Source organism: Carnobacterium mobile DSM 4848 (assembly GCF_000744825.1).
Lineage (GTDB): Bacteria > Bacillota > Bacilli > Lactobacillales > Carnobacteriaceae > Carnobacterium_A > Carnobacterium_A mobile.
In genome coordinates this window covers 1,146,170-1,167,500 of the sequence record NZ_JQMR01000001.1, presented here as the reverse complement: position 1 = coordinate 1,167,500, position 21,331 = coordinate 1,146,170, and the positions used below count along the sequence as shown (strand labels likewise).

The following is a 21,331-nucleotide window of genomic DNA, read 5'->3' as shown; positions in this document are numbered from 1 at the left end:
TCCAGGTTGAAGGTGCGGTAATACGCACTGGAGGACCGAACCCACGTATGTTGAAAAATGCGGGGATGAGGTGTGGGTAGCGGAGAAATTCCAATCGAACTTGGAGATAGCTGGTTCTCTCCGAAATAGCTTTAGGGCTAGCCTCGGAATTAGAATCATGGAGGTAGAGCAACTGTTTGGACTAGGGGCCCTTCTCGGGTTACCGAATTCAGATAAACTCCGAATGCCATTGATTTATATCCGGGAGTCAGACTACGAGTGATAAGATCCGTAGTCGAGAGGGAAACAGCCCAGACCACCAGCTAAGGTCCCAAAGTTTCTGTTAAGTGGAAAAGGATGTGGGGTTGCTTAGACAACTAGGATGTTGGCTCAGAAGCAGCCATCATTTAAAGAGTGCGTAATAGCTCACTAGTCGAGTGACCCTGCGCCGAAAATTTACCGGGGCTAAACAGAACACCGAAGCTGTGGATAGAACCTTTTGGTTCTATGGTAGGAGAGCGTTCTAAGGGCGTCGAAGCTGGACCGTGAGGACTGGTGGAGCGCTTAGAAGTGAGAATGCCGGTATGAGTAGCGAAAGACGGGTGAGAATCCCGTCCACCGAATGACTAAGGTTTCCTGGGGAAGGCTCGTCCTCCCAGGGTTAGTCGGGACCTAAGTCGAGGCCGATAGGCGTAGACGATGGACAACAGGTTGAGATTCCTGTACCAGTTCGTTTTGTTTGAACGATGGAGGGACACAGTAGGCTAAGGAATACGTGCTGTTGGATATGCACGTCCAAGCAATAAGTCTGGGAATGAGTCAAATGCTTATTCCCTTAAGGACAAGTTGTGATGGGGAGGGAAATCAAGTACCGAAGTTCCTGATGTCACACTGTCAAGAAAAGCTTCTAGTGAGAAACGATCTGCCCGTACCGCAAACCGACACAGGTAGTCGAGGAGAGAATCCTAAGGTGTGCGAGAGAACTCTCGTTAAGGAACTCGGCAAAATGACCCCGTAACTTCGGGAGAAGGGGTGCTGACCATTTGGTCAGCCGCAGTGAATAGGCCCAAGCAACTGTTTATCAAAAACACAGGTCTCTGCTAAATCGAAAGATGACGTATAGGGGCTGACGCCTGCCCGGTGCTGGAAGGTTAAGAGGATGGGTTAGCCGTAAGGCGAAGCTCAGAATTGAAGCCCCAGTAAACGGCGGCCGTAACTATAACGGTCCTAAGGTAGCGAAATTCCTTGTCGGGTAAGTTCCGACCCGCACGAAAGGCGTAATGATTTGGGCACTGTCTCAACGAGAGACTCGGTGAAATTATAGTACCTGTGAAGATGCAGGTTACCCGCGACAGGACGGAAAGACCCCATGGAGCTTTACTGCAGTTTGATATTGAGTGTTTGTACAGCTTGTACAGGATAGGTAGGAGCCAATGAAGCCAGGACGCTAGTCTTGGTGGAGGCAATGGTGGGATACTACCCTTGCTGTATGACCACTCTAACCCTCAGCCATGATCTGGCTGGGAGACAGTGTCTGACGGGCAGTTTGACTGGGGCGGTCGCCTCCTAAAGTGTAACGGAGGCGCCCAAAGGTTCCCTCAGAATGGTTGGAAATCATTCGTAGAGTGTAAAGGCAGAAGGGAGCTTGACTGCGAGACCTACAAGTCGAGCAGGGACGAAAGTCGGGCTTAGTGATCCGGTGGTTCCGCATGGAAGGGCCATCGCTCAACGGATAAAAGCTACCCTGGGGATAACAGGCTTATCTCCCCCAAGAGTCCACATCGACGGGGAGGTTTGGCACCTCGATGTCGGCTCATCGCATCCTGGGGCTGTAGTCGGTCCCAAGGGTTGGGCTGTTCGCCCATTAAAGCGGTACGCGAGCTGGGTTCAGAACGTCGTGAGACAGTTCGGTCCCTATCCGTCGCGGGCGCAGGAAATTTGAGAGGAGCTGTCCTTAGTACGAGAGGACCGGGATGGACACACCGCTGGTGTACCAGTTGTTCTGCCAAGGGCATTGCTGGGTAGCTATGTGTGGACGGGATAAACGCTGAAAGCATCTAAGCGTGAAGCCCCCCTCAAGATGAGATTTCCCATCACGTAAGTGAGTAAGACCCCTGAGAGATGATCAGGTAGATAGGTTGGAAGTGGAAGTACAGTGATGTATGGAGCGGACCAATACTAATCGGTCGAGGACTTAACCAATTTTTTAAACGGTGAACGAACGGTTTTAAACCAACTTTACAGTAAACAATACCCAGTTTTGAGAGAACAACGTTCTCTTATATGCAAGATGTGCGGTGGCAATGGCAAGAAGGTCACACCTGTTCCCATGCCGAACACAGCAGTTAAGCTTCTTAGCGCCGATGGTAGTGAAGGGTTTCCCTTTGTGAGAGTAGGACGCTGCCGCGCATCGAACATTTTAATTTTTCTCATATGGAGGTTTAGCTCAGCTGGGAGAGCATCTGCCTTACAAGCAGAGGGTCAGCGGTTCGATCCCGTTAACCTCCACCATGAGTCATTAGCTCAGTTGGTAGAGCATCTGACTTTTAATCAGAGGGTCGCAGGTTCGAATCCTGCATGACTCATAACTATTCATTTCCGATGACTAGTTATGCCATATTTTAGCGGGTGTGGCGGAATTGGCAGACGCACTAGATTTAGGATCTAGCGTCGAGAGACGTGGGGGTTCAAGTCCCTTCACCCGCACCATTTAGATTTTAATTTGATTAGCCGGCTTAGCTCAGTTGGTAGAGCATCTGATTTGTAATCAGAGGGTCGAGGGTTCAACTCCTTTAGCCGGCACCATTTTGCGGAAGTAGTTCAGTGGTAGAACGCCACCTTGCCAAGGTGGAGGTCGCGGGTTCGAACCCCGTCTTCCGCTTACTAGGACGACTAGTAAGCAGGTTTGAAAAAATCAGCTCTTGTTCTATATGCCGGGGTGGCGGAACAGGTAGACGCACAGGACTTAAAATCCTGCGGTGAGTGATCACCGTGCCGGTTCGATTCCGGCCCTCGGCACCATATATATAGCACCCATAGCTCAATTGGATAGAGTACCTGACTACGAATCAGGCGGTTAGAGGTTCGACTCCTCTTGGGTGCATTCCATTTTTTATAAATAGTAAGTGGAAACACCAGTATTTTCAGCATACGGGAAGTAGCTCAGCTTGGTAGAGCACTTGGTTTGGGACCAAGGGGTCGCAGGTTCGAATCCTGTCTTCCCGATTTAAAATGTTGGGGCCTTAGCTCAGCTGGGAGAGCGCCTGCCTTGCACGCAGGAGGTCAGCGGTTCGATCCCGCTAGGCTCCACTTTTAATTTTTAATATTTTGGCGGTGTAGCTCAGCTGGCTAGAGCGTCCGGTTCATACCCGGGAGGTCGGGGGTTCGATCCCCTTCGCCGCTATTGCAACTGAAAAGAGCTTGGACCTTTAGCTCAGTTGGTTAGAGCAGACGGCTCATAACCGTCCGGTCGCAGGTTCGAGTCCTGCAAGGTCCATTAATCGTTATTGCCATATTACGATTGATTACCTTGTCTGTATATAGGACAGACTGTATTTTTATGGAGGATTACCCAAGTCTGGCTGAAGGGAACGGTCTTGAAAACCGTCAGGTGTGTAAAAGCACGCAAGAGTTCGAATCTCTTATCCTCCTTATTTATTATTTCAATATTACCGCGGGGTGGAGCAGCTGGCAGCTCGTCGGGCTCATAACCCGAAGGTCACAGGTTCAAATCCTGTCCCCGCAATTATTTACGATAAAGTAAATAAAACTAGTTAAAAGCAAAAAGGTCTCGTGGTGTAGGGGTTAACATGTCTGCCTGTCACGCAGAAGATCGCGGGTTCGATTCCCGTCGAGACCGTTTTGCGGGTGTAGTTTAGTGGTAAAACCACAGCCTTCCAAGCTGTTGATGCGAGTTCGATTCTCGTCACCCGCTTTTTTATGGGCCTATAGCTCAGCTGGTTAGAGCGCACGCCTGATAAGCGTGAGGTCGATGGTTCGAGTCCATTTAGGCCCATTGTACTATATTTTTATTGGAATTTGGGGAAGTACTCAAGTGGCTCAAGAGGTGCCCCTGCTAAGGGTATAGGTCGCTAACGCGGCGCGAGGGTTCGAATCCCTCCTTCTCCGTTTTTTAAAGGCCCGTTGGTCAAGTGGTTAAGACACCGCCCTTTCACGGCGGTATCACGGGTTCGAATCCCGTACGGGTCATAAGTAACGTAGTTTACTTATTAATTCAATTTATTCATCAACTAGAAAAGTGGAGGATTACCCAAGTCTGGCTGAAGGGAACGGTCTTGAAAACCGTCAGGTGTGTAAAAGCACGCAAGAGTTCGAATCTCTTATCCTCCTTATTTATCCTTTTAATATTACCGCGGGGTGGAGCAGTTGGCAGCTCGTCGGGCTCATAACCCGAAGGTCACAGGTTCAAGTCCTGTCCCCGCAATTTTTTATTAAAAATTGTTATGTAACCTAACAATTTTTAATAAAATGATTCTATGATAACTATAATTTTAATATTACCGCGGGGTGGAGCAGCTGGCAGCTCGTCGGGCTCATAACCCGAAGGTCACAGGTTCAAATCCTGTCCCCGCAATTATTTACGATAAAGTAAATAAAACTAGTTAAAAGCAAAAAGGTCTCGTGGTGTAGGGGTTAACATGTCTGCCTGTCACGCAGAAGATCGCGGGTTCGATTCCCGTCGAGACCGTTAATTGAATATGGCCCGGTAGCTCAGTTGGTAGAGCACTTGATTGAAGCTCAAGGTGTCGGCAGTTCGATTCTGTCCCGGGCCACCTTTTTTGCGGGTGTAGTTTAGTGGTAAAACCACAGCCTTCCAAGCTGTTGATGCGAGTTCGATTCTCGTCACCCGCTTTTTTTTTTATGGGCCTATAGCTCAGCTGGTTAGAGCGCACGCCTGATAAGCGTGAGGTCGATGGTTCGAGTCCATTTAGGCCCATTGAATCATTATTTTTATATAGTTAAAAGGCCCGTTGGTCAAGTGGTTAAGACACCGCCCTTTCACGGCGGTATCACGGGTTCGAATCCCGTACGGGTCATACGTCAACTTCTTAATGTTTAAAATTAAGAAGTTTTTTTATTTTAATAGGGCATTATAGAGCTCTTTTCGACATTCACTGTCTAACGGGCTTACGCTGCTTTTTTTATTTAAAAATGAGAATAAAAAACTATATGATTGCTTCGCAATCTAAGCCATGACAGAAAAGAGAGAGTATCATATAATTAACATAGGAAACGTTAATCCGATTCTTTAATGGGTTTTGCCGAACCTGTATAAAAAACTGGATGAACATTTTATCTTTTGCGATAAGCCGAATACATCTTAGAATGTGAAAATAAAATTACAATATTTTATAGAATGTTCTGTTTCCTAAATTATTTGATGGAGGTTTTCATCATGGAAGTTATGATTGAGACATGTTGTGGAATCGACGTTCATCAGAAGACAATTGTATGTTGTATATTAGATGGTCCTTTGGACACCAATAAACCTAAAAAGTCATATAAGATATTTGGTACTCGAACTAGTGAATTACGGAAAGCACTTGAATGGTTAGAAGAAAATGAAGTTACTGATATTTTTATGGAAAGTACAGGACAATATTGGGTACCGGTGTTTAATATCTTTTCCGAAGGAAATGTAAATATGGTTCTCGCAAATCCAGAACATATTAAGAATGTACCTGGTCGAAAAACAGATATGAAGGATGCAGAATGGATTGCGCAACTTGGACGAGTTGGTTTAATTCAAAACTCGTATATTCCAGCACCTGAAGTTATGGAATTACGTCTAATGACTCGCCGTAGGCAATCCTACACTCAAAAACGAACCCAATCGAAGAATGAGTTACACAACATTCTTCAACGATCTAACATTAAGTTGACGGGTTATTTAAGTAATATCTTTGGAAAAACTGGGCAAGCCTTGCTCCAATTATTTATAAATGGTGAAGTCTTAACTCTTGAATCTGTTGGAGCTTGTTTACATGGCAAAGTGAAAGCTTCTTCCAAGGATATACTTCAAGCAATGGATGGAAAAATATCTCTAACAGATAGGCGATTGCTTGATGATTCGTTAGATGAGTATCAATTCTATACTCAGAAAATCAAGAAAATAGAACATGATATCGAACAATATATTTTATCTCATTTTCCTCTGGAATATGAGTTGCTCCAAAGTATTCCTGGTGTGAAGCAACATAGTGCAGCGATTATCCTAGCAGAAATTGGTCCAAGTATAGAGGCCTTTAGGACAGTGAGCCACTTAGCTTCATGGGCTGGACTTTCACCTGGTTCTTATGAAAGTGCAGGAAAGAAGAAATCTTCGAGAGTAACTAGAGGTAATAAATATTTAAAAACAGCCCTAATTACTAGTGGTGGAATGGCCGGAAGGTCACGTGATCCAGCTTTCCGATCGTTATATCACAGAGTATCTAACAAAGGAACCAAAATAAAAGCAGTTGTGGCATGTGGGCACAAGTTACTACGAATCCTTTATAAGATTTTAGATGACAAAGTACCATATGACGAAAAAAGAGCACTAGGTCTGCGGCAACAGAAGCTAGCACTCAATTAATTAAAAAATTTCCTTGTCTTAATTATAGCATGGTATGTCTTTTTTTGCTTTTTTTAAGGTAATTCTTTTCAAATAAAAAGACCATCAATACTTATAAAAAGGTATTGATGGTCTTTTTTAGAATCAGAAAAATCGAGTACTGACAATAGCTGCAAATATTAAGAGGAAGAAAATGGAATAAGCAGATAATTGCTTAAGTCGTGAGGAACGTTTCATTTCTTCCTTTTTAACGGAATGAGAAGAACGCATTACTTTTACAGCCATCGGTATACTCAATAATAAAAACAAGGTAGTATATCCGAAAGTAGGCCATAATATAAAGAAACTACTCAAATAAAGGAGTACGAGTAAGCCGATAAATAAAATATGCAAATTTTGAACAGAAACTATTGTTTTTTGTGCTAAAACTGCTATTTGTTCTAGTTTTAATTGGTAATTACCTAACTCTATCAGTAGTGCTAAAACAATTAAGGGAATACTCCATAAAAAAAGCGTATTTGGAATAAAAGATAATTGAATAGAAAAACTAAGATAAGTTAAAATACCACCTTTAAAAATGGCTTGCATAACAATGGAGAACCAATCCATTCCAATTTTGATTAGATAAGAATGTCCTTGAATCAACAAGCTGTAAAGCACTAAAAGCAGGCCTATTAAAGCGTTTAAAGAAGAAATAAAATAAATAATTACTAAAAGATTAATCGTTTCGCTCACCAGTAAAATAAAAGTCAATACCTTTTCAGGCTTTTGGAGCCAATTGTCAGCCATCTTTTCTAAAAATTGGTTGATTAGAATAAAAAGATAAAGCATAAAAAAAGGAAGAAGAGATAGTTTAACTATTTGGGCAGCATAAATGGTACCTGTTAATAAGTAGGTCAGGGGAGTTGCTAAAATAATAAAAAGTGGGTGGGAGAAAAAATCTCTCCATTGTGTATAAATAAATTTATTCAACGGTAAAACTCCTTTCGCTTGCGTCTCGTTTCTATCTTACCAAAAATTACATGAAGACACAGTATAAGGTTAAATTAATTTGAAAAAATTAAGTAGCAAGTTATATGAAGTAGAAGACACACTTACTCATTAGTGCTAAATTTGAGAGTTTAATATTTTTCTAAGTAGGAAACTGATTTTAGTCAAATGAAGAAAATAATATGTGCTTAGGCTGGCCTTTAATCAACTTTTCTAAAATCAAAATATTCTTTACCTAAAGTCTGGGAAGTGTGTTAAAATGTATAAGGTTTGCAAATGGATTCCCGAGAGGATTCGCTTGATAAAAAAAGTGGAGAAGCCTTGTAACCGAAAATTTAAAGGGGGAACAAAAATGACAGAAAGAAGATTATTTACTTCTGAATCAGTATCAGAAGGACATCCAGATAAAATTGCTGACCAAATCAGCGATGCGATTTTAGATGCTATCCTTGCCAAAGACCCAGATGCACGTGTAGCATGCGAGACAACTGTAACAACGGGTCTAGTATTAGTGGTTGGTGAAATATCTACCTCTACTTATGTGGATATTCAAAAAGTTGTTCGTAACACCATTCGTGATATTGGTTATACAAGAGCTAAGTTTGGGTTTGATGCCGATACATGTGCAGTGATTGTAGCGATTGATGAACAATCTGCTGATATTGCTCAAGGCGTAAACGATTCAGTTGAATACAAAACAATGAATGAAGATGAACTGGATCAAATTGGAGCAGGAGACCAAGGATTGATGTTTGGTTATGCAATCAATGAAACGCCTGAATTGATGCCGCTGCCTATTTCGCTAAGCCATCGTTTAGTTAGAAGACTGGCGGAACTGAGAAAAGATAAAACACTTGATTATTTAAGACCAGATGCTAAATCTCAAGTAACTATCGAATACGATGAAAATAACCAGCCTTTACGTGTAGATACAGTAGTGATCAGTACACAGCATCATCCCGATACAACTACTGCTGAATTGAAAAAAGATATGATGGAATTAGTCATCAATCACGTTATTCCAAAAGAATTATTAGATGAAAATACAAAATACTTTATTAATCCAACTGGCCGTTTTGTGATTGGCGGGCCGCAAGGAGATTCGGGCTTGACTGGACGTAAAATCATTGTTGATACGTATGGTGGATATGCTCGTCATGGCGGCGGAGCATTTTCTGGTAAAGATCCGACGAAAGTTGACCGTTCAGCTAGTTATGCTGCTCGTTATATCGCTAAAAATATTGTAGCAGCAGGTTTAGCTGAAAAATGTGAAGTTCAACTAGCTTATGCTATTGGTGTCGCACATCCAGTATCCATCGCCATCGATACTTTTGGAACGGGAACTGAGAGCGAAGCTAATTTAATTGCTGCAGTAAGAGCGAACTTTGACTTGCGACCAGCTGGAATTATAAAAATGCTGGATCTTCAAAGACCTATTTATAAAAAAACAGCTGCTTACGGGCATTTTGGCAGAACGGATATTGATTTGCCTTGGGAAAAGACAGATAAAATCAAATCATTAAAAAATTCTTTAGCGTTATAATCGACGAGCGTATTCTAATCTTAAGAGGGTTAGGATGCGCTTTACATATACGCATAAGAAAAATTAACTATAAAATAATTTAATTGGAGGTAAATATGGAAAAAAATAAAAAACAAACAAATGTAACGATCGTAACGATTGCGATTTTTGTGGCGACATTTATGACGGCTGTGGAAGGAACGATTGTTTCAACAGCTATGCCGACGATTATCGGCAGCCTTGAAGGAATGGCCATTATGAACTGGGTCTTCTCGATTTATTTATTAACTAATGCTATTATGACACCTATTTATGGGAAATTATCAGATATGATCGGTCGGAAACCTATTTTGATAGCAGGATTGCTTATTTTTGTAATTGGTTCTTCTTTATGTGGACTTTCACAGACAATGACTCAGCTGATATTATTTAGAGCTATTCAAGGGATAGGAGCCGGTGCAATCATGCCGGTAACATCAACAGTTATTGCTGATATTTATCCGATAGAAAAACGTGCAAAAGTAATGGGGTTAAATGGAGCAGCCTGGGGAGTAGCAGGAATTTTTGGACCTTTGTTCGGTGGATTCCTAGTGGATAATTTAAGCTGGCACTGGATTTTTTATATCAATGTTCCTATTGGAATCATCACTATTTTGCTGTTTTTATCTTTTTTACACGAAGAGTTTACGTATGAAAGAAAAGCCGTTGATTATTTAGGAAGCATTTCTTTAACAGGCACTTTATTGTTCTTATTATATGGTATTCAAATAATAGGAGATACAGAAGTATTTAAGCTTTCTATGTTGGTCTGGTTCGCTGCCTCATTGATTTGTTTCGCTGTTTTTATATTTGCAGAAAAACGTGCAGCCGATCCTATTTTACCGCTAAGTTTGTTTAGTAGCCGGACTTTTGTTATTCAAAATTTAGCTGCTGCCTTAGTCAGTGGATTTTTAATAGGAGTAGATGTTTATATTCCTATGTGGATGCAAGGTTTAAAAGGATTAAAAGCCGCAATGGGAGGATTTGCAATCACACCAATGTCGCTTACTTGGATCGTAGGATCTTTTATAGCTGGACAAATGATGCTTAAACGGCCGGTTAAAACTATTTTAACGACTAGCTTGCTAATTGTAAGTATCAGTGCTTTGATTCTAACTTTACTACCTTTCACAACGCCTTTTTACGTTTTTCTTTTAGTTACTGCACTCATTGGATTAGGTATGGGATTAACGATTACAACCACAACCGTTACAATCCAGAATGTTGTTCCTAAAAATCAAATCGGTATCGCTACATCGGTAAATACACTATTTCGGATTTTAGGACAAACCATTATGATCTCTCTTTATGGAATTGTTTTGAATAATAAAATGGCAGAACAACTGCAAGTTCATCAATCAAAAGGTGTGGAAAGCAAAATGATGAACGAACTAATCAATCCATTGACAGCGATTCACTTGGATCCAGAGTTATTGCCAACCCTGAGAACAATTTTATATGATGGCATTCACCATGTTTTTATCTATGGATTTATTACTGTTGTACTTGCTTTAGTATTCAATCAGTTTGCAAAAAAAGAAAATGTGATTTAAGTATAAAGAACTGCTGACAGTGTTTCATTACTGCCAACAGTTCTTTATTTGATTACTTTTTTTCAATTATGAGTAAAAAGGGCGGATCGTTGCGTTGATTGATAAATCCATAATACAAGACGTTAAAAAATTGTTGGGGCAATTGTTCAGTAAATGCTAAAACAGCTTCTTTTTCTGTCTGGCCTCCTTGATGCCCAGAATAAATCACCAATAGAACCAAACCGCCTTTTCGCAGCATAGGCAGGATGGCATGGATTGCTTGAATCGTTGTTTCTCCTTTTGTAATGATTTTCTTATCGCTTTTTGGCAAGTAACCTAAATTAAAAATCGCCGCAGCGATTTCTGTTTTTGCAGGGACTACGCTTTTTAAAGTCTCATGACCTTGCAAATAAAGATCAACTTGTTCGCCTAACCCTGTTAAAAGAAGCTTTTCTTTGGTGGTTTGCAGAGCCTGTGGTTGGATATCGAAACCATAAACTTTACCGGTCTTTCCTACTAAAGTGGCTAACAAAATGGTATCTCCGCCATTTCCGACGGTAGCATCAATAACCGTATCTCCCGGTATAACAGTATTTTTTAATAATATATGACTGTAACGCATAGCATTTTCAATCATTTTGGTATCCTCCTATCTTTCGAATTCTATCTTAACATGAACATTTCAATTTTTAACGCAAAAAAATACCACTTGAAACGATTCAAGTGGCACAATTTTATTCACTATGCGGAGAAGTTCGCTTATTAAACCAGTGCAGCCACCTTGGGTAAAGTGCAATCATTAAGAATAACCAAGCTCCACCTAATAAGTATCCGCCTAAAACATCAGAAGGGAAATGGACGCCCACGTATATTCGACTGATACCGATTAAGAAGACAAGTACAGCTGTAAAAAATAAAATGCATCTTTTCCAGATGGAACGTCTAGTGAGCTGAATGAGCAGAAAAGCAATTCCGCCGTAGCAAATCAATGATCCCATGGAGTGGCCGCTGGGAAAACTATAGCCGCCTTGCACAACTAAGTGTTTAATTGTTGGGCGCTGCCTCTGGAAAATTTCTTTAACATAGTGATTTAGCAAACCTGCTCCTAAAAGAGCTTGTAATGCAAACCAAAAAGCTATACCTAACTGTTTCGTTCGCCAGAATAAAAAAGAGCTGAAAAAAACAATCGATAAAACTATGGCTGTCACACTGCCCAAGTGCGTAAAGGCGATAAAAAAAGTTGTTTTATTTTCAGCTCGTTGGTCTAAAATAGGCTGACTAATAAATTGATCAAAAGAGTGTATCCAATCTGCTTGAACATAGAGCCCAAAAGCAACCATACTGAATAAAAAAAACAATAAAAAGCTTGTAAAATAAGGTGCTTGTGAAACGAATTTTTTTGTATGCATGTTCTCATACTTTCTACTAATATTTTTTACATGAAGTTAAATTAAACAAAACAAAATTGTTTGAAACAAGTACTCATTTTACCACAACATTTTTATCTGCACAAATTTGGGAGACATCATCACTTAAAAAATGAGAAAAAAGGATAATTAATTGTTTTCAAACTCTTCTTCTTGCTCTGTTAACACAGAAATATCGCCTGTATCTGTTTTTAATTGCATGGAGTGGCTGCCTGCTCCAAATTGAGCAGTGGGCACAGACTTATCGAAAAGCGAAACACTGCCTAAGTTGGTGGAAGTAGTTATTAATACATCAGAAGGAAGCTGTTCTGCGGTAACAGAGATCGTTCCAAAATGCGTTGTAAATGCTGTTTCTTGGTTAAGCGTATGGTTGGCTAAAGAAATCGTGCCTGTATCTGCTTGTGCAGATAAGCTTCCAGTTACTTGAGAAAAATCAATTTGTCCTGAATCAGTTGTAACGGCTGTTTCTTTAGCAATCACTTCATTAAAATAGGTAGATCCTGAATCTGAATCAACTGCTACCTTTTGAATAGTGGATTGATTCAAATACGTTGTCCCCGCAGAAGTTTGTATAGATAAATTCGCTAATTGGCTTTCTGCTACAGACACATCTCCGCTATCTGTAGTGATCATTAAATCTGATAAAGCTAAATGGTCGACTGAAATTGTGCCGGCAGTGGTATCAAGAGCCAACAAATCGATGGACTCAGGTACTTCAAGTGTAATGCGAACATTTTCAAACTGCAAAAAATCTAAAACTGTATTCGAACGTTGCTTATGTTCTTTAATAGCTAAGTTTAACTGATCCCCCTTCTTAGAAGAACTCAATTGATAAGCTGTTGCGTTGGTATCCAGTCCTTCAATTTTAACAGATAGCTCTTTTGAATGAGTTTTAGCGACTTGTATAGTGGCTGAAGAGCCTGTAAGGTTGATTTTTTTAATACCGTTAACGGAAATTGTTTCTTGCTGAGTGACGTAGATTGAGTCATAGGCTTTTGCGTATGTAAGAACTGCCCCAATACTTCCAACGATAATAAAAAGAAAACTTAAAATAATAAGTGCTCTCATTTTTTTCTTCATGCTTGAGAACCTCCTGAAATCATCCGAATTGACCATGAAAAATAGCGTCTGAACAGCTTAAGTGAAAAGGAAGTGAGAAAATAGCAAATAACAGTGACAAATAAGCCAAGTCCGCACAATAAAATAGAGATGAATAATTGAAATAATGTAGCAGCTGATACAACATTAATTAGTCCGAGAATACCGACTACGGGTGCAAAAATCAATACGATTCCAGAGATCCATGCCCCAAAAAGTAAAAATAGAAGAGAGACAAAGGGAATAGACAAAATAACTAGATTGACTCCAATAATGAACACCGCTCTGACAAAATAAATGAATGGAGAAAAATTGTTTTTGGGATAATCCTTTTTTTGCTTTGGAGTTTTGTGTTGGGTTTCGAATTCAACCCAGTCGCCTTGGCTATAATGGTCTTCTTTTAGATGAGGCGGCAGGCCTCGATCAGTTAAGATGGTAGCGGCTAATCGGCTGGGATGGCCTAGTTCTTTTGCAATTTGCTCTTCAGACTTTCCAGCGTCTAAACCAAGTCTAAATTTTTCTTGATAATGGGATAAAATCTTTAGTACTTCTTGCTGTGGTAAATCAACCAAATTTAATTTTAACTCAATTAAAAAGTGTTCTTGATTCATCATTTTGCCTCTTTCTTATAAAATATTTTTTCAATACATTAGTTTTTTTGAAAAATCACAACTTCTTATAGCTCTTTCTAAGATACTATACCGCCTGATATAACCTATCACAATAGCAATAACGATAAATAAGCCTTAAGTCTCAGAGCGTTATCAGTCTTGAAGTTGAGAAAGCAAAAAGGTGCGTTTAAAAAACAACAAAGAATTCACACTTCCTTATTAAATCCTTAATAACTATTAGGTACACTAATATTAGCTAGAAGATAGGGGTGTAACAAAATGCTCATAGATGACGTGGAAAATTTAGAAACTATTGGTTCTGGTCAAATAAAAAGTATTGAGTTTCCAAATATAATCTTGCAAACAGAAGCTAACCAATTAGTAAAAATTAAAACAACAAAACAACAACAAGCAGATGTGATTTTTTGGGAAGCAATAATGAACATTAAAGAAGCTGAGATTTGGCTGCCATTTCAAAAAGAAGTAAATTATTTGTTGGATTTTGATTGGTTGGTCGACCCTCAATATACTTAATTTCAAAATATGAGAAAGAGAGCGGAAAAAGTTTTTTAAGCTCGTGTCTATCTTGGGATTGCATTTAAGAAAAATGAATAAGAAACAGAAAAAATGGGTGGGACTTTTGTTTCATCCTCTTTTTTATCTAAAAGGCGGATTGTTATTTACATAAGAAATATTACGTTTGTGTAACGTATATTAAAAAATGGTCATGGAGCTGGATAGTTCTATTAAAACAGCTTACACAAGGCTATAATAGGAGAAGGATTAAGAATAAGTAGTTTTCACGATTAAATTGTTTGAGTATAATCGAGGGAATCGTTTAAATCAGGAGGTATAGCATTGGAAAAAACTAGAAAAGAAAGAATCGTCGCTACAGGTAGTAAGAAGTTGTTTGGACAAATGAATCAGTCAAGTGCTGTGTATAAAAGAGGGACAGCAGTGTTAAGTACAACTTTATTAGTTAGCTTATTGGCCTTTCCTTCTTTTTCAGCATCTGCTAGTGCTAATGATTTAGCTAAAACAAGTAATAAAACTTTAGAAGACCAGTTAGAAAATAAACCAGAAGTTGCTGCAGAAGGTACAGAAACTGCTGTCGAAACAGCTGCTTCATCAGCAAATCCAAAAGAGAACAGTAAAGAAGTTCTGTCGGAAGAATCGGTCATTGAAAAAGACCAAAAAGTAACAGAATTAAAAAAATTATTGACAGCTGAAGCTTTTGAAAGTTTGGACTTTGAAAAACTAAGCAGTGAAGAAATTGATGAGTTAATTACAGAAGCATTAAGTTCTTCACAAGAAGATGTGAAAGATACTGAACAGCTGACAGAAGAAGGAACAATTGCTTCTGAGGAATCACTTGCAGAAACTTCTCATGCTGAAAACAACGAAATTCTGTTAGATTCACAAGTAGAAGAAAATAAAACAGCAGATACATATCAATTAACTGCAGAAAAAGATGTCATATCTGAAGAAGAAAGTACACAAGAAACAGAAGAAGTGAAAGAACCAGAACAAATGAAAACTGATGCTATGGTGAACGAAACAGCAAAAGAAACAGTTGTAGCAGATTCAACAAATAAAACGACTGAAACAGAAAAAGTGACAATTGAAGCAGATGAAATAAATGAAGATGTTGCTGAAGAAAGTAGCTCAGTTGATAAAACTGCAGAACTGACAGAGGCAGCTCAAGAAAAAGCAGCACAAGACAAAGCGGCTCAAGAAAAAGCAGCACAAGACAAAGCAGCACAAGAAAAAGCAGCTCAAGAAAAAGCAGCACAAGAAAAAGCAGCTCAAGAAAAAGCAGCACAAGAAAAAGCAGCAAAAGAAAAAACAGCAAAAGAAAAAGCAGCAAAAGAAAAAGCAGAAAAAGAAAAAGCAGAAAAAGAAAAAGCGGCAAAAGACAAAGCAGCAAAAGAAAAAGCAGCTAAAGAAAAGGCAGCTCAAGAAAAAGCGGCAAAAGAAAAAGCAGCAAAAGAAAAAGCAGCTAAAGCCATGGAGAACTCAAAAACATACGTCATTAAATCTGGTGATACATTAAATAAAATTGCTAAAGCAAATGGAGTTTCTGTAGCTGATTTAAAGAGCTGGAATAAATTATCTTCTGATTTGATTCATGCAGGACAAGTATTGTCCGTAAATAAAGCTGCAGCTGAAACTGTAAAAGCAGCAACAGCAGCAACAACAGCTTTAAATACGAATAAGGCAATTCAAACCATGTCGAATGCTGAATTTGTGGAATTTATTGGAGCGTATGCAGCTAAAGTTGCACCTAAAAATGATTTATATGCTTCAATTATGATTGCGCAAGCAGCTTTGGAAAGTGGCTGGGGTTCTAGTAAATTGTCTGCTTCTCCAAACCATAATTTATTTGGAATCAAAGGCAGTTATAATGGACAATCTGTAACAATGTATACTTCAGAATACAGTGCAAGTGGCGGCTGGATCTATATCCCGCAGAACTTTAAAAAATACCCATCTCATGCAGAGTCTTTACAAGATAATGCAAACTTATTGAAAAATGGAACGAATTGGGACAATGGCTATTATTCAGGTGCATGGATGAGTAATACTAATAATTATTCAGAAGCAACGGCTTGGCTTCAAGGTCGTTATGCTACCGATCCTTCTTACGCTTCTAAACTAAATGCAATTATTAAAAATTATGATTTAACAAGATTTGATAGAGGCTACACTGGTGGAAATGTAACGGCTCCTTCAGTACCTGCTAATCCAAATCCTGCTCCAACGGTTCCTGAAAATTCCAATACAGTGACTTCTTCCTATACAGTGAAGAGTGGCGACACGTTATGGGGAATCGCAAACAGTAAAGGCGTTTCAGTTGCGAATTTGAAATCATGGAACAACTTGAAATCCGATACGATTTACGTTGGCCAAAGCTTGAAGATTCAAGGCGGTACAGTAACACCACCAACTACGAATACAGGAAGCGGATCTACTAGTTCTAATTCTGGCAACACAACGACTTCTTCTTATACAGTAAAAAGCGGAGATTCTTTATGGGGAATCGCAAACAGTAAAGGCGTTTCAGTTGCGAATTTGAAATCATGGAACAACTTGAAATCCGATACGATTTACGTTGGCCAAAACTTGAAGATTCAAGGCGGAATAGTAACACCACCAACTACAAATACAGGAAACGGATCTACTAGTTCCAATTCCACTAATACAACAACTTCTTCTTATACGGTGAAGAGCGGCGATACGTTATGGGGAATCGCAGACAGCAAAGGCGTTTCAGTTGCGAATTTGAAATCATGGAATAACTTGCAAACCGATACGATTTATGTTGGTCAAAGCTTGAAGATTCAAGGCGGTACAGTAACACCACCAACTTCAAATACAGGAAGCGGATCTACTAGTTCTAATTCTGGCAACACAACGACTTCTTCTTATACAGTAAAAAGCGGAGATTCTTTATGGGGAATCGCAAACAGTAAAGGCGTTTCAGTTGCGAATTTGAAATCATGGAACAACTTGAAATCCGATACGATTTATGTTGGTCAAAACTTGAAAATTCAAGGTGGTACTAATTCAGCTAATAATAGCTCAACGTCAAGTAATACGGTATCTTCTAACACAACAACTTCTTCCTATACAGTGAAGAGCGGCGATACGTTGTGGGGAATCGCAGACAGCAAAGGCGTTTCAGTTACGAATTTGAAATCATGGAACAACTTAACAACTGATACGATTTATGTCGGCCAAAGCTTGAAGATTCAAGGCGGGACAGTAACATCACCAACTACGAATACAGGAAGCGGATCTACTAGTTCTAATTCCACTAATACAACGATTTCTTCTTATACAGTAAAAAGCGGAGATTCTTTATGGGGAATTGCGAATAGCAAAGGCGTTTCAGTAGCCAACTTGAAAACTTGGAACAATTTAAAATCTGATGCCATTTATGTTGGTCAAGCATTAGCAATTAAAGGCAGTTCTTCTACAAGTACAAAAGAAACCGTCGCTAGTCCAGATACAACTGCTTCAAATCTTTCCGTTGGTTATACTGTCAAAAGCGGCGATACGTTATCTGCTATTAGTTTAAAATATGGCGTTACGGTATCAGATTTGAAATCCTGGAATAAATTAAACAATGATACGATTTATGTTGGTCAATCTTTAAATGTAAAAGTTGGAAAACAAACCAATACTCCGGTTACTCCAGTTTCAACTGTTAATGAAAAAGTAAATACAACTAACCAAGCTAGCTATATTGTAAAAAGCGGCGATACGCTGTGGGATATTGCTAATCGTTTAACTGTTTCAGTAGCAGATTTAAAAGAATGGAATTACCTAAAAACAGACGTCATTTTTATAGATCAAGTTCTTTTGACTAAAAAGTAAATAGAATGAGGATAGGGGCTTAAACCTAGAGGAGACTCGTCGTTTAAGCTCCTATTATATGGTGGTTACTGGTTTTTCTGCACTGGTATGAACAAACTTTTCCGGCCTAACTAGTATATGTGTTGGTCGGAAAGGAAGAACCAGGTACGGCTGATGAAGTGAGCAAATTAAGAAATAATCTACTCCTGACCGTAGAATGCTTTTTGAATAAGAGCTTAAAGGGTATTTTACTATTGCCCAAAGAACGTTTATTTGATAGAATGAAACCAATAGTTTAAAAACAAAGAAAAGGAATAGTAGAAATACTTCTTTTAAAGAGAGTGCATGGTTGGTGGAAATGCATAAAGAAAAATTTTGAACTCGCCTTGGATGTTGCTTTACTGAAAGAGTACAGTAGGTAAAGCCGTAACGCCTGCGTTAAAGGTAAGATGAGTCTACAAAATAGTAGAAAATATAGGTGGTACCACGATCAATGAAATGTTTAATCGTCCTATGAGCAACAGATAGTTTATCTGCGCGCTCATAAGACGATTTTTTTTATTAAAAGAGAAAATACAGAAAGAAGGCAGAATGATATGAGTTTTAATCATAAAACGATTGAAAAAAAGTGGCAAGATTACTGGAAAACCAATAAAACATTCCGAACAGCAGAAGACTCGGAAAAAGAAAAATTTTATGCCTTAGATATGTTCCCTTATCCATCTGGTCAAGGATTACATGTAGGACACCCTGAAGGATATACCGCAACAGATATCCTTTCTCGGATGAAACGAGCACAAGATTACAATGTTTTGCACCCAATGGGGTGGGATGCTTTTGGACTGCCGGCTGAGCAATATGCGCTTGATACTGGTAATGATCCGGCAGAATTTACTGCACACAATATTGAAACGTTCCGACGGCAAATCAACTCTCTTGGTTTTAGTTATGACTGGGAACGAGAGATAAATACAACAGACCCTGATTTCTTTAAATGGACACAATGGATTTTCACAAAGTTATATGAAAAGGGGCTGGCTTATGAAGCAGAAGTAGCAGTAAACTGGTGCCCGGCATTAGGCACTGTTTTAGCTAATGAAGAAGTGATCGATGGAAAAAGTGAACGCGGTGGTCATCCTGTTTTCCGTAAACCGATGAAACAATGGATGTTGAAAATCACAGCTTATGCTGAACGTTTATTGGAAGATTTAGAATTAGTTGATTGGCCTGAAAGTATCAAAGATATGCAGCGCAATTGGATTGGAAAATCAGTTGGAGCAAATGTAGTGTTCAGTGTTCAAGATACGAATGAAGAATTTACTGTTTTTACTACTCGCCCTGATACTTTATTTGGAGCTACTTATTGTGTGTTGGCACCTGAATTAGATTTAGTAGAAAAAATCACAACAGCAAAACAAAAGGCAGAAGTTAAAGCTTATATTGAAAAAGTGAGTTTAAAAAGTGACTTAGATCGAACAGATTTAAGCAAAGAAAAAACGGGAGTATTTACAGGAGCTTATGCAATCAATCCCGCTAATGGGGAAAAAATGCCTATTTGGATCGCTGATTATGTTTTAGCTTCCTATGGTACAGGTGCGATTATGGCCGTTCCAGCTCATGATCAACGAGATTATGAATTTGCTAAAACATTTGATTTAGCTATTGTTCCAGTTTTAGAAGGCGGAAATATTGAAAAAGAAGCTTTCCAAGAAGACGGCCCGCATATTAATTCTGATTTCTTAAATGGATTGGACAAAGAAGCTGCGATTGTTAAGATGAATGAATGGCTAGAGGAAAAGAGTGTAGGAAAACAAGAGACTACGTATCGATTACGCGACTGGTTATTTGCGCGTCAACGATATTGGGGTGAGCCGATTCCCGTTATTCATTGGGAAGATGGAACTGCAACAACTTTGCCAGAAGAAGAACTGCCTTTATTGCTGCCTAAAACAGAACAAATAAAACCAAGTGGTACGGGCGAATCCCCTTTAGCTAATATTACAGATTGGGTCAATGTAGTAGACCCTGAAACAGGTTTGAAAGGACGTCGTGACACAAATACAATGCCACAATGGGCTGGAAGCTCTTGGTATTTCTTGCGTTTTATTGATCCGAAAAATAAAAAAATGTTGGCTGATCCTGAAAAATTAAAAGAATGGTTGCCAGTAGATATTTATATAGGCGGAGCAGAACATGCGGTATTGCACTTGTTGTATGCGCGTTTCTGGTATAAATTCTTATATGATCTTGGTGTTGTTCCGAATAAAGAACCATTCCAAAAATTATTTAATCAAGGAATGATTCTAGGAGACAATAACGAAAAAATGTCTAAATCAAAAGGAAATGTGGTAAACCCTGATGATGTGGTAGAAAAATATGGAGCAGATACTTTGCGTATGTATGAAATGTTTATGGGACCTTTAGATGCATCCATTGCTTGGAGCGAAAATGGACTAGAAGGCAGCCGCAAATTCTTAGACCGTGTTTGGCGTTTGATCGTAGATGAAGAAGGGAAAGTTCGCGATCGCATAACGACTTTTAATGATGGAAGCTTAGATGTGGTTTACCATCAAACAGTTAAAAAAGTTACTGAAGATTTTGAACACCTTCGCTTTAATACAGCTATTTCTCAAATGATGGTATTTGTAAATGAAGCGTATAAAGCTAAAGCTTTGCCAGTTGATTACATCAAAGGCTTTGTCCAATTATTAGCACCCGTAGCTCCTCATTTAGGTGAAGAATTGTGGGCGATGTTAACAGGAAGCGATGCGGGAATTTCTTATGTAGCTTGGCCAACATATGATGAAGCTTTCTTAGTTCAAGATGAAATTGAAGTTGTTTTCCAAGTAAACGGGAAGTTGAAAGCTAAAGCTCAAGCAGCAAAAGAAATCAGTAAAGATGAGTTAGAAACTTTAGCCATGAATAATGAAAAAATAAAAGACGCTATTGCCGGAAAAACGATTCGAAAAGTGATCGTAGTACCTGGGAAATTAGTTAATATTGTTGCAAACTAATAGAAGAGTAGAAGCTGCTGGGGTACTAAAACAGCAGCTCTTCTTTTGGAGAAAAAGATAAAAGCAAAAGAGAAAATTAAGTTTTGGTAAATATCATGGTGACTGCCAGTAAAGGCATTGCAACCAAAATGGTAAAGAAGTAGAATAAACATTAGTACATAAAAGTATGAGAGTAGGGTATGGAAA

General features: G+C 39.1%; 11 protein-coding genes, 26 tRNA genes, 2 rRNA genes, 1 riboswitch and 1 other annotated feature (1 of these 41 only partly in view). Of the genes, 34 read left to right on the top strand and 5 right to left on the bottom strand.

Features of this window, described 5'->3' with window-relative positions; translation table 11 throughout:
- The 29 genes from BR87_RS05455 to BR87_RS12835 form a co-directional block, all read left to right on the top strand.
- Positions 1-2,181: ribosomal RNA gene (locus tag BR87_RS05455) — 23S ribosomal RNA — on the top strand (it extends 741 nt beyond the left edge of the window).
- Between the two features lie 91 nt (positions 2,182-2,272).
- Positions 2,273-2,388, top strand: a 5S ribosomal RNA gene (gene rrf, locus BR87_RS05450).
- Between the two features lie 26 nt (positions 2,389-2,414).
- Positions 2,415-2,490, top strand: a tRNA-Val gene (locus BR87_RS05445).
- A 1-nt stretch (position 2,491) separates the two neighbouring features.
- Positions 2,492-2,564 (top strand) — tRNA-Lys (locus BR87_RS05440).
- Between the two features lie 39 nt (positions 2,565-2,603).
- Positions 2,604-2,688 (top strand) — tRNA-Leu (locus BR87_RS05435).
- 20 nt (positions 2,689-2,708) lie between these two features.
- A tRNA-Thr gene (locus tag BR87_RS05430) sits at positions 2,709-2,784 on the top strand.
- Between the two features lie 4 nt (positions 2,785-2,788).
- Positions 2,789-2,860, top strand: a tRNA-Gly gene (locus BR87_RS05425).
- Between the two features lie 51 nt (positions 2,861-2,911).
- Positions 2,912-3,000: transfer RNA gene (locus BR87_RS05420), tRNA-Leu, on the top strand.
- Positions 3,001-3,008: 8 nt separating this feature from the next.
- Positions 3,009-3,082: transfer RNA gene (locus BR87_RS05415), tRNA-Arg, on the top strand.
- Positions 3,083-3,130: 48 nt separating this feature from the next.
- Positions 3,131-3,204: transfer RNA gene (locus BR87_RS05410), tRNA-Pro, on the top strand.
- Between the two features lie 11 nt (positions 3,205-3,215).
- A tRNA-Ala gene (locus tag BR87_RS05405) sits at positions 3,216-3,288 on the top strand.
- 20 nt (positions 3,289-3,308) lie between these two features.
- Positions 3,309-3,382, top strand: a tRNA-Met gene (locus BR87_RS05400).
- 19 nt (positions 3,383-3,401) lie between these two features.
- Positions 3,402-3,475 (top strand) — tRNA-Ile (locus BR87_RS05395).
- A 65-nt stretch (positions 3,476-3,540) separates the two neighbouring features.
- Positions 3,541-3,630 (top strand) — tRNA-Ser (locus BR87_RS05390).
- A 21-nt stretch (positions 3,631-3,651) separates the two neighbouring features.
- Positions 3,652-3,724, top strand: a tRNA-Met gene (locus BR87_RS05385).
- A gap of 41 nt (positions 3,725-3,765) precedes the next feature.
- A tRNA-Asp gene (locus BR87_RS05380) sits at positions 3,766-3,838 on the top strand.
- A 4-nt stretch (positions 3,839-3,842) separates the two neighbouring features.
- Positions 3,843-3,913 (top strand) — tRNA-Gly (locus BR87_RS05375).
- Between the two features lie 7 nt (positions 3,914-3,920).
- A tRNA-Ile gene (locus BR87_RS05370) sits at positions 3,921-3,994 on the top strand.
- 25 nt (positions 3,995-4,019) lie between these two features.
- Positions 4,020-4,107: transfer RNA gene (locus BR87_RS05365), tRNA-Ser, on the top strand.
- A 9-nt stretch (positions 4,108-4,116) separates the two neighbouring features.
- Positions 4,117-4,188 (top strand) — tRNA-Glu (locus tag BR87_RS05360).
- A gap of 51 nt (positions 4,189-4,239) precedes the next feature.
- Positions 4,240-4,329, top strand: a tRNA-Ser gene (locus tag BR87_RS05355).
- A gap of 21 nt (positions 4,330-4,350) precedes the next feature.
- Positions 4,351-4,423 (top strand) — tRNA-Met (locus BR87_RS05350).
- Between the two features lie 77 nt (positions 4,424-4,500).
- A tRNA-Met gene (locus tag BR87_RS05345) sits at positions 4,501-4,573 on the top strand.
- A 41-nt stretch (positions 4,574-4,614) separates the two neighbouring features.
- Positions 4,615-4,687 (top strand) — tRNA-Asp (locus BR87_RS05340).
- 12 nt (positions 4,688-4,699) lie between these two features.
- Positions 4,700-4,772 (top strand) — tRNA-Phe (locus BR87_RS05335).
- An 8-nt stretch (positions 4,773-4,780) separates the two neighbouring features.
- Positions 4,781-4,851, top strand: a tRNA-Gly gene (locus tag BR87_RS05330).
- Positions 4,852-4,862: 11 nt separating this feature from the next.
- Positions 4,863-4,936: transfer RNA gene (locus BR87_RS05325), tRNA-Ile, on the top strand.
- Between the two features lie 28 nt (positions 4,937-4,964).
- Positions 4,965-5,036: transfer RNA gene (locus tag BR87_RS05320), tRNA-Glu, on the top strand.
- 359 nt (positions 5,037-5,395) lie between these two features.
- Positions 5,396-6,574, top strand: coding sequence for an IS110 family RNA-guided transposase (locus tag BR87_RS12835; protein WP_084683569.1), 1,179 nt, complete (start codon positions 5,396-5,398; stop codon positions 6,572-6,574).
- 123 nt (positions 6,575-6,697) lie between these two features.
- On the opposite strand, the gene BR87_RS05310 is transcribed toward BR87_RS12835, so the two are convergent.
- Positions 6,698-7,525: a hypothetical protein gene (locus tag BR87_RS05310; RefSeq protein ID WP_035029595.1), complete on the bottom strand. Its 828-nt coding sequence runs from the start codon at positions 7,523-7,525 to the stop codon at positions 6,698-6,700.
- Between the two features lie 283 nt (positions 7,526-7,808).
- A riboswitch (SMK box riboswitch) is annotated at positions 7,809-7,898 on the top strand.
- On the opposite strand from BR87_RS05310, the gene metK reads away from it, so the two are divergent.
- Both metK and BR87_RS05300 read left to right on the top strand, forming a co-directional pair.
- A complete protein-coding gene (gene metK / locus BR87_RS05305) occupies positions 7,896-9,086 on the top strand; it encodes a methionine adenosyltransferase (protein ID WP_035029593.1) in 1,191 nt (396 codons plus the stop codon). It overlaps the preceding riboswitch by 3 nt.
- 95 nt (positions 9,087-9,181) lie before the next feature.
- Positions 9,182-10,657 (top strand): MDR family MFS transporter, encoded by a 1,476-nt coding sequence (locus tag BR87_RS05300; protein WP_035029591.1) that lies wholly within the window; start codon positions 9,182-9,184, stop codon positions 10,655-10,657.
- 52 nt (positions 10,658-10,709) lie between these two features.
- On the opposite strand, the gene mnmM is transcribed toward BR87_RS05300, so the two are convergent.
- From mnmM to BR87_RS05280, 4 genes are all read right to left on the bottom strand, one after another.
- Positions 10,710-11,273: a tRNA 5-(aminomethyl)-2-thiouridylate-methyltransferase MnmM gene (gene mnmM, locus BR87_RS05295; protein WP_035029589.1), complete on the bottom strand. Its 564-nt coding sequence runs from the start codon at positions 11,271-11,273 to the stop codon at positions 10,710-10,712.
- Positions 11,274-11,370: 97 nt separating this feature from the next.
- Positions 11,371-12,045 carry a phosphatase PAP2 family protein gene (locus tag BR87_RS05290; protein WP_035029587.1) on the bottom strand — a complete coding sequence of 225 codons (675 nt, stop codon included), beginning with the start codon at positions 12,043-12,045 and terminating at the stop codon, positions 11,371-11,373.
- A gap of 147 nt (positions 12,046-12,192) precedes the next feature.
- The gene (locus tag BR87_RS05285) at positions 12,193-13,143 is read right to left on the bottom strand and encodes a DUF4097 family beta strand repeat-containing protein (protein ID WP_035029585.1); all 951 of its coding nucleotides are present in this window, start codon (positions 13,141-13,143) and stop codon (positions 12,193-12,195) included.
- Positions 13,140-13,772, bottom strand: coding sequence for a DUF1700 domain-containing protein (locus BR87_RS05280; protein WP_035029583.1), 633 nt, complete (start codon positions 13,770-13,772; stop codon positions 13,140-13,142). Before BR87_RS05280 ends, BR87_RS05285 begins: the two co-directional genes overlap by 4 nt.
- 279 nt (positions 13,773-14,051) lie before the next feature.
- Here BR87_RS05280 and BR87_RS05275 point away from each other — a divergent pair, with 279 nt between their 5' ends.
- The 3 genes from BR87_RS05275 (at position 14,052) to leuS (ending at position 21,145) form a co-directional block, all read left to right on the top strand.
- Entirely contained in the window at positions 14,052-14,306 is a 255-nt protein-coding gene (locus BR87_RS05275) for a hypothetical protein (protein WP_035029581.1), read from the top strand.
- Positions 14,307-14,630: 324 nt separating this feature from the next.
- Complete coding sequence (locus BR87_RS13480) at positions 14,631-18,152, top strand: LysM peptidoglycan-binding domain-containing protein (protein WP_051929688.1); 3,522 nt, start codon at positions 14,631-14,633, stop codon at positions 18,150-18,152.
- 274 nt (positions 18,153-18,426) lie between these two features.
- Positions 18,427-18,648 (top strand) — a binding site (T-box leader).
- 79 nt (positions 18,649-18,727) lie between these two features.
- On the top strand, positions 18,728-21,145 hold the full coding sequence (leuS, locus tag BR87_RS05265; protein WP_035029580.1) for a leucine--tRNA ligase: 2,418 nt from the start codon (positions 18,728-18,730) through the stop codon (positions 21,143-21,145).
- The last annotated feature ends 186 nt before the right edge of the window (positions 21,146-21,331 follow it).